The 7,404-nt window shown below is 67.1% G+C and carries 8 protein-coding genes; 2 read left to right on the top strand and 6 right to left on the bottom strand.

What is annotated here, in order from left to right; translation table 11 throughout:
- Positions 1-125 precede the first annotated feature (125 nt).
- Positions 126-371, top strand: a complete 246-nt coding sequence (locus GV792_RS27915) for a hypothetical protein (RefSeq protein ID WP_163827970.1) — start codon at positions 126-128, stop codon at positions 369-371.
- Positions 372-383: 12 nt separating this feature from the next.
- On the opposite strand, the gene GV792_RS27910 is transcribed toward GV792_RS27915, so the two are convergent.
- The 6 genes from GV792_RS27910 to GV792_RS27885 form a co-directional block, all read right to left on the bottom strand.
- Positions 384-1,010, bottom strand: a complete 627-nt coding sequence (locus GV792_RS27910) for a DUF6636 domain-containing protein (RefSeq protein WP_256673901.1) — start codon at positions 1,008-1,010, stop codon at positions 384-386.
- A gap of 135 nt (positions 1,011-1,145) precedes the next feature.
- Positions 1,146-3,080, bottom strand: coding sequence for a DNA primase (dnaG, locus tag GV792_RS27905; RefSeq protein WP_163827969.1), 1,935 nt, complete (start codon positions 3,078-3,080; stop codon positions 1,146-1,148).
- 89 nt (positions 3,081-3,169) lie between these two features.
- The gene (locus GV792_RS27900; protein ID WP_163827968.1) at positions 3,170-4,423 is read right to left on the bottom strand and encodes a deoxyguanosinetriphosphate triphosphohydrolase; all 1,254 of its coding nucleotides are present in this window, start codon (positions 4,421-4,423) and stop codon (positions 3,170-3,172) included.
- Between the two features lies 1 nt (position 4,424).
- Entirely contained in the window at positions 4,425-5,120 is a 696-nt protein-coding gene (locus GV792_RS27895; RefSeq protein ID WP_163827967.1) for a YdcF family protein, read from the bottom strand.
- A 76-nt stretch (positions 5,121-5,196) separates the two neighbouring features.
- Positions 5,197-5,805, bottom strand: coding sequence for a TetR family transcriptional regulator (locus GV792_RS27890; RefSeq protein ID WP_175584893.1), 609 nt, complete (start codon positions 5,803-5,805; stop codon positions 5,197-5,199).
- Positions 5,806-5,929: 124 nt separating this feature from the next.
- The gene (locus GV792_RS27885) at positions 5,930-6,070 is read right to left on the bottom strand and encodes a hypothetical protein (protein WP_163827966.1); all 141 of its coding nucleotides are present in this window, start codon (positions 6,068-6,070) and stop codon (positions 5,930-5,932) included.
- Here GV792_RS27885 and GV792_RS27880 point away from each other — a divergent pair.
- Positions 6,069-7,388 carry a lipase family protein gene (locus GV792_RS27880; RefSeq protein WP_163827965.1) on the top strand — a complete coding sequence of 440 codons (1,320 nt, stop codon included), beginning with the start codon at positions 6,069-6,071 and terminating at the stop codon, positions 7,386-7,388. The genes GV792_RS27885 and GV792_RS27880 overlap by 2 nt on opposite strands.
- Positions 7,389-7,404: the final 16 nt, after the last annotated feature.

Here is a 7,404-nt window from a genome sequence, read left to right as displayed (position 1 = left end):
GCGGCGACTTCCCCGATCAGCAAAAAGCCCTGAGCGGGGAGTCTTCGGGTGGGCGGATCGACAGGGGTGGTGGGTGTCGGGCAGGATGTAGCCGGCGGACAGGTGAACGGGAGGAGCTCGAACAGATGCTTCGGTTGATGATCGGCATCGCGGCCGGGTACGTGCTCGGCAGCAAGGCCGGGCGGGCGCGCTATGAGCAGATCAGTGCGGCCAGCCGAGCGGTCACGGGGAGCCCGGTCACCCGCAAGCTCGTTCAGATGAGTAGGCAGCGGTTGTCGGACAAGCTCAGTACGCGTCCGGCGCTGGAGCCGATGGAGCCGATCGACGAGCGGACCACCGTACTGGTGCCGCACGATCAGCTTCGGCGCTGAAAATCTCGCCCCTCAGAACAGGTACTGCTTGTCCGCGGCGATCATGAAGCCGTGCCCGGCCTGATCGCAGCGGACGCCGGTCGGCATCGACGTGCACGCGGTGCCGCGGACGATGATCGTCGCCCCGTACTCCAGCACGTTCCCGCCACCCTTGCGGGTGCCGTCGGTCGGTGAACCGACGAAGAAACCCTGATTCACGCACATGAACCGGGCGGCACCGCCGAGGACCTGCGCGGCCACAGCGCGATCGGCGCGGCTGGTGTCGCAGTCGGACAGCTCAGGGGGCACCACTTGCGTCGTGTCGAGCTGGCAGCCGGTGCCAAGTTCACCCTCATTGATGAAGCCGCACATGATGTTTCCGGTCGGCGACTGGAAGTAGTAGTAGTTGCCCTGCTGGAAGTCGCGGGCGTCGACGGTGGCATCGTCGCGGGAGGGCAGGGAGGTCGGCGGGGTCGCCTCACCGGCGGTCGGCTCGCCGGACGGCGGCGCGGGTTCCGATGTGCCCGGTGTGATCGGCCGCTCCGGAGCCGTGGACGCCGCCGTAGTCGCCGCCGATGACGACGTGGAGCTGTCCTCACCACAGCCAGACATCCCGAAGACGACAAGGACCGCCAAGCCCGCCAGAAACACTCGTTTCATCCCGCGCCTCCCACCGTTGGTGCCGACCCCGACTACCGAGTTGATCATCGCGCAGCGCGTATCCGTTACGGACTCAACGGCAGTGCGGCTGAGCCGACCACCGACTACCGCGCAGACGTCAGCGCGGATGAGAGATCAGTGCGGCGCGAAGTCGTCCGAATTACCCATGGCCTGCTCCAGCAGACTCTTGCGGTACTGCTCCAGAGCCACCAGGTCACCGAACAACGTCAGATAAGCCTCGGATTGTTCGGTGGACGACACACGGTGCAGCTTCGACTTCAGCTCGGCGATCTGCCGGCCGACCAGGCCCTCCTGCGCCCGAGCCAGCACACCGGTGACGAAGCGCGGGATGTCGCCCGCCGACTTCACCGGTAGCGGTTCGCTCGCGAGCTCCGAGATCAAGGCGCGCACGGTCAGATCGTCGGTGCGATCCGATACCGCGCCTACCCATTCCGCGCCGACCAGACCGGCCGCGGTGCCGCCGGCCTCGGTGATGAGCGTGCGGATCGTCGTGTACGCGGGGTGCGTGAATGCCTCGGTTTCGAGTGCGTCGAACGACGGTCCAGCGATGGACGGATACTGCAGTCCCGCCGCGAGCGCCTGACGCTGTGGCAGCAGGGCCGGATCGCTCGGGTTCGGCCGCGCCACCGGAGCATCGGCCGTGCCGCTCTGCTCGCGCGGGCCACGGCGCGCGGGACCCGCCGCCGCACCTCCCGTGCGCTGACGTTTGGCTTCCTCTTCGACGCGCCGGTAGACGGTCTGCACATCCAGCCAGCCGGTGCGATCGGCGAGGTCGGTCGCGTAGCGCTTGCGCCGCCCGTGGTCTTTGATCTGCGCCACCAGCGGCACACCCCAGCGAAGCACCTCCACCTGGCCGTCGCGGGTCAGGTCGTTGATCCTGGGGTCTTTACGCTTCTCGATCTCGCTGTCGAGCGCGAACTCGAACAGCAGCCGGCGTTTGGCGACCACATCGCGTACGGCGGCGTCGCCGGAATGCTGACGCAGCTCGCACGGGTCCTGCCCGTCCGGCGTGGTCGCGACGTAGATCTGTGCGGCGACCTTCTGGTCGTTGAGGAACGCCTTGAGCGCGGCCGCTTGGCCTGCGGCGTCACCGTCGAAGGTGAAGATGATCTCGCCGCGCCAGAAGTTGTCGTCCATGAGCAGGCGCCGCAGGATGGCCAGGTGGTCGTCGCCGAACGCGGTACCGCATGCGGCGACAGCGGTTTTCACCCCGGCCAGATGCATGGCCATGACGTCGGTATAGCCCTCGACGACCACGGCCTGATGCCCTTTGGCGATTTCTCGTTTGGCGTGGTCGAGCCCGAACAGCACCTGAGACTTCTTGTACAGCACCGTTTCCGGCGTATTGACGTACTTGCCGGGCATGGTGTCGTCGTCGTAGAGCTTGCGGGCACCGAAACCGATGACCTCACCGGCGAGATTGCGGATCGGCCACAGCAACCGGCGATGGAAGCGGTCGATCGGACCGCGCCTGCCCTCCCTGGACAGTCCGGCCGCCTCCAGTTCCTTGAACTCGAAACCCTTGCGCAGCAGGTGTTTGGTCAGGGTGTCCCAGCCGTCGGGGGCGTAACCGCAGCCGAACTGGGCGGCCGCGGCGGCGTCGAAATTGCGTTCGGTGAGGTAGGCGCGGGCCGCGGCGGCTTCGGGTTCGCGCAGCTTGGCCATGTAGAACTCGTGCGCGGCGGCGTTGGCGGCCACCAGCCGGGCCCTGGTGCCGCGGTCGCGCTGGACCGAGGTGCCGCCGCCCTCGTAGTTGATCTGGTAGCCGACCTTGTCGGCGAGTTGCTCGACCGCCTCGACGAAACCGATGTGCTCGATCTTCTGGATGAACGCGTAGACGTCGCCACCTTCACCGCAGCCGAAGCAATGGAACAGACCGTGGTTGGGCCGCACATGGAACGACGGCGACTTCTCGTCGTGGAACGGGCACAGGCCCTTCATCGAATCGGCGCCACCACGCTTGAGCGCGACGTACTCCCCCACCACGTCCTCGATCCGGACGCGTTCGCGTATCGCAGCGATATCGCGATCTGGGATTCGTCCGGGCACTGTTGAAGTCTAGCGGGCGCCGCCGGGCGCGGGCCCCCGCAGCCCTGACCTGGTTGTGGCCACCGCAGATGCTGCTGAGCCTCGCCCGGTCAGTGGTTGAGCCGGGCCGCGATCCGCTCCAGCCTGCTCTCGGTGTAGGAGGCGATCTGGTCGACGATCACCCGGACGCGAGCGGTGTCGTCCGCGGCGGCGTCCCACCACGGCAGCAGCAGCGGGTCCAGGCACTCGGGTGCGCCCGCGAGCAGGCTCTCGGCGACGGCGGTGATCCGGTCGCGCTGCGCGGCCTGTCGCAGTTTGTGGTCCGGATCTGACATGACGTAGCGCAATGCCACCGTCTTGAGCACCGCTACCTCGGCGGCGGCGAGGGGCGAGACCTCCAGGTCGGCGGCGTAACGGGTGAGCGGCCCTTCGCCCGCGACGCGGCGGGTGTCCACCACCGCGGAGGTCGCGAACCGGCCGACGAGCTCGCTGGTCAACCGTTTCAGGGCGACCGAATCGGCGAGCGAGCCGTCGTAGGTGAACACCCGCGCGACCACCGGCAACTCCGACAGCCGCTGTGCGGCGGCCACCAGATCATCGACCGAAATGGATCGGTGGTGCACATGCCCCATCTCGGCGAGCGCACGCTGCTCCACCCGGTCGGCCAGTGCGCGCAGGTCGATACGGCCTGCCAGGATGCCGTCTTCGACATCGTGCACCGAGTAGGCGACGTCATCGGACCAGTCCATGATCTGGCATTCCAGGGTCTGGCGCCGCGGCGGAGCGCCCTTGCGAACCCAGGCCAGCCGGTCGGCGTCGACGTCGTAGGCGCCGAATTTGGTACCGGAGCCGCTGCGCTGCCACGGGTATTTGATGGCGGCGTCGAGGGCGGCCCTGGTCAAGTTGAGTCCGGCGCTGGTGTCGTCGGCTTCGAGCACCTTGGGTTCGAGGCGGGTGAGGATGCGCAGGTTCTGGGCGTTGCCCTCGAAACCGCCGTACCGGTCGGCCCAGATGTCGAGGGCCTGCTCACCGTTGTGACCGTAGGGCGGGTGGCCGATGTCGTGGGCGAGGCCGGCCAGATCGACCAGGTCGGGATCGCAGCCGAGCCCGTCGGCGATGCCGCGGCCGATCTGGGCGACCTCGATCGAATGGGTGAGCCGGGTGCGCGGGGTGTCGCCGTCGCGTGGGCCCATGACCTGGGTTTTATCGGCCAGGCGGCGCAGCGCGGCCGAGTGCAGGACCCGGGCACGGTCACGGGAGAAATCGCTGCGATGGCCATTGCCGTCGGTGGTGAGTCCGGCGGTTTTCGGACCTTCGAGTACGAGACGTTCTCGATCGTGCGCGGAGTAGCCGAGGGTACTCATTTCACTGTCCCGCCGTGTAGCTGAAGTCCGCGGAGAAGTGGGTCAGCTGATACCAGAGCAGCGCGAAGGTCTCCCGGAAGATGCCGTGCGCCTGCGATTCTCTGGTGTAGACGGCGGGGCCGGTGCGGGTGGGGGCGGTCCAGGCGTCCAGGCCCGCGTCACGCGCCATGGTGCGGGTGCGCAGGGAATGCCACGGGTCGCTGACCAGCACCGCCGAGGACATATCGCGGGCGCGCATGGCGGTGGCGACGGCTTCGACGCTGCGTAGGGTGTCCGATCCGGTTTCCACGGCGAGGATCTCCTCGGCGGGTATGCCACGGTCCATCAGATAGTTCTTCCCCGATGCGGCCTCGGTATACAGGTCCCCCTCCTGCTTTCCGCCGACGGTGATCACCCGCGGGGCCACCCCGGCCTCGAACAGGTCATAGGCCTGATCCAGCCTGGCCTCGAAGACCGATGACGGTGTGCCGGAATACTGGGCGGCGCCGAGCACCACGATCGCGTCGGCTTTGGTGTAGTCGTCGATCCGCGCGACCTGCCACACCCGGAACGCCGTGCCGAACACGAGCACGATTCCCACCAGCACCACCCCTGCGACCAGCCGCCACCCCCATCGCAGCATTCCCGCTCCTACTCCCCGCGCCGCGGCGGGTTCGGTGACGGTGCCCGTCCGTGTGCGCAGTGGTGCCGAATTCACTCCTCGAGTTTGCCAGGTGGTTTCGGTGGTTCCATCCCGGCGAGGGTTCTCCATCGAATCGTTATTGACCCGCGCATCACGCGTCCTCACCCGACTGGGCCGGTGTTTTCCCGCCGCGGGCCGCGGTTTCGTTGTCCGCGGTCAACCGGCACACGGTGCGTTCGAGCAGCGGCAGGATCTCGGTGATCTCGATCGAACCGATCGCGAACGCACCGATGAGCGCGAGAACCATATTGGTCAGGATGAGCGCGACGTCCTCGGCGTAGACCGGGTCCAGCCCGTCAAGGACGCCGACCGCCACCGGGAGGACCGCATTGAATCCTTGCGCGTCCAGCCGCTGCCCGGCGGGGCCGAGGCGGGCGCGGTGATAGGCCTCCAGCATCTTCGGGCTGCGCTCCCACGGTTCGAATACCGCTCGCAGAACCGAGATGAGCCCGTCACGGACCGTGTCCTGCGAGGTCAGCGGCTTCAGTTCGCCGTAGGTGTGCTCGGTCATCCACTCCGCGATGGCCGAGACGATCAGTTCGTCCCTTGTCGGGAAGAGTTTGTAGACCGTGGCGAGCGAGACGTGGGCGCGGCGGGCGATCAACCGCAACTGGACCGCGTCGTAGCCCTCGGTTTCCAGCACGTCGAGCACGACGCCGGTGATCTGGCTCGATATCTCCGATTCGCGCGCGCTACCCATCTTCGTCACAGTAATTCGATGACCAAGTAACTGTGTTACCTGACACGGTAACCATGTTACCCTCACATCTTGTGAGCCAGTTCGCACCGGGTCTCGCCACATGAGAGTCCGGCGCCGGGGGGGTTCAACGTTTGTCGATCAGGGTTCGGTCCGTCACCCGCTGGAGATCCCGCTCGACATCTTCGGCGCACAGTCGCGGACCGGTCACACCTTCCGGAGCCGCCGCGCCCATTTTCGACAGTGGCTCGCACAGAAAGAAACTCATGCATCGACAGCACCACCCAGCTCCCCAGCGACGGCGGATCCGACGGACCCTCGCCTTGGGCGCGATCGCCCTGCTCGGCGCCGCCGCCGGTATCTGCACTGCCACTACCGCGGCCGCCGCACCCGACTTCTACACGCCCCCGACCGAATTACCGGCCGAACGTGGCGCCGTCATCAAGACCGAATCCATGCCGCTGTTCTTGATGACACCCGGGACCGAGGGCTGGCCGGTGCAGGGGCAGCGGGTGATGTTCACTTCGCGCACACAGGACGACAGTCCCGTCGCGGTGACCGGGACCTACATCGACGCCACTCAGCCGTGGCAAGGCGAGGGCGAGCGGCCGACAATTGTCATCGCGCCCGGCACCACCGGCCAAGGTGACCAGTGCGCACTATCGCGGGCTTTCAGCGTCGGCCTGCATGTGAGCACCGAACCGCTGTCGCTGTCTGCCAACCAGGAAGCAGCATCGGCCGCGGCATGGAATGCCCTCGGAGCGCGGGTTTTCGTCACCGATTACATCGGACTCGGCACGCCCGGCGTGCACACCTACACCAATCGCGTCGAAACCGGACAGGTCGTGCTCGACGCCGCCCGCACCGCCAATCGCCTCGCAAACACCGGGCCGGAAACACCCTTGGCGCTCTGGGGCTACTCGCAGGGCGGCGGGGCGAGCGCGGCGGCTGCGGAATTGCAGCCGACCTATGCGCCAGAACTGAACCTGAAGGGCGTCTGGGCCGGTGCGCCGATCGCCGACCTGATGGACGTGGTCGAGCGAATCGACGGCAGCCTGATCGGCGCCGCCATCGGCTTCGCCATCAACGGTTACGCCGCCCGCTACCCAGATGTGAACAAGATCCTCGAGGAGCGGGTCTCCCCCGCTGGGCACGCGGTACTCGACGCGCTCAAGAACGAATGCATCGCTGACATCATCACCACACGCCCGTTCACCCACACCAGCAGCCTCACTGTCGACGCGCGACCGATACTGGATCACCTGCGCGAAGTCCCTTCAGCCGAAGGGGTATTGGACGAGCAACGGATCGGGCGCATGAAACCTACGAGCCCGGTGCTGATCACACACGGCCGCAACGATGACACCGTGCCCTACGGCCAGGGCCGCCAGTTGGCGCAGGACTGGTGCGATAGTGGCGCGACCGTCACCTTCCGCACCAACGACCTCCCGCCGATCGCCCCCGGCACCACCTTCGGCAACCACTTCGGGCCTGAACTGATCGACGGATTCGGCACGAACAACGCGATCAGCTACCTGATGGACCGCCTCGCCGGAAAACCGGTTTCGGGCTGCACCTTCGACTGAGGACCGGCCCGAAGCA

The sequence above is a fragment of the Nocardia cyriacigeorgica genome (genome assembly GCF_010868145.1).
In the GTDB taxonomy this organism is placed as follows: Bacteria; Actinomycetota; Actinomycetes; order Mycobacteriales; family Mycobacteriaceae; genus Nocardia; species Nocardia cyriacigeorgica_D.
The sequence above is the reverse complement of the archived record's forward strand: the minus strand, read 5'-3'. Positions and strand labels throughout refer to the sequence as shown.